Here is an 806-nt window from a genome sequence, read left to right as displayed (position 1 = left end):
GCCGAACCCTTTCCGGAGAACGGCCTGCTGCCGCTCAATTACCGGCAGCGGCTGAACAATGAGCAGTTGAAGGAGCGTGACCTCAGCGATGAGAAATACCGCCGCCGCAAGGCCGCCGCCGAGGGCGGGCCGGTCTACGCCTCGCCCACCTGCACCAAGAGCCTGACTATTTCGCTGTTCTTCGACGGCAGCAATAAGCACGAGGAATCCGATAGCCAGGCCAAGCCCGCGCGGCACTTCCCATATCGCCCGGCCTTATCACGTCGCCATCAGCCACGGAAACACACGGAAGGACACGGACAACACCCCCAAAGCCCGCGCCGCGTTTTTCCCTGTGTTTCCGTGCTGACCCGCTTGTGCCGTTTCCCATCACCGCAAGAAAGGAGTTGACCATGTCTGAGTTCGCCGCCTGGCGGTCCTCCCAAGCCAGCCTGGCCCTGCTGGCCTTCGCCATGCTGTTGCCGGTCCAGGCCATGGGCACCAACCCGGCCACGGAAATGGTCCCCGCCGGCGTCGAGGGCTACAACCACACCTCGGCCGCCATCAACCGCTTCAGCGTCAACCGCGCCGGCGGGCACAACATCGGCCCGTTCAATAGTTATGGAGGTTCACAATCCTGCTGCGCCTCGCTGCCGCGCCAGTGGCGGCCCGGACTGATGGCCACCGTCGAGTGGGAAAAAGACCCGACCCCCGATGCTCCAATTGCACTAGATAAGACCGGGCAATATGACGTTCTTGCCTATAAACGCCATGCGGCCAACTACACCCAACACCGCGCCACCGTCGAAATCCCGCGCTATGAGAGT

At 62.8% G+C, this 806-nt stretch carries 2 protein-coding genes; both read left to right on the top strand.

Annotated elements, in window-relative coordinates; translation table 11 throughout:
* A partial coding sequence (locus JW897_RS24115) for a hypothetical protein (RefSeq protein WP_205467934.1) occupies positions 1-390 on the top strand: 390 nt, incomplete at its 5' end.
* A gap of 2 nt (positions 391-392) precedes the next feature.
* Positions 393-806: Tli1a family immunity protein (locus JW897_RS24110; protein ID WP_205467933.1), on the top strand; the 414-nt coding region annotated here is incomplete at its 3' end.

The sequence above is a fragment of the Chromobacterium alkanivorans genome (assembly GCF_016937655.1).
Lineage (GTDB): Bacteria > Pseudomonadota > Gammaproteobacteria > Burkholderiales > Chromobacteriaceae > Chromobacterium > Chromobacterium alkanivorans.
This window is presented reverse-complemented; position numbering and strand designations above follow the sequence as displayed.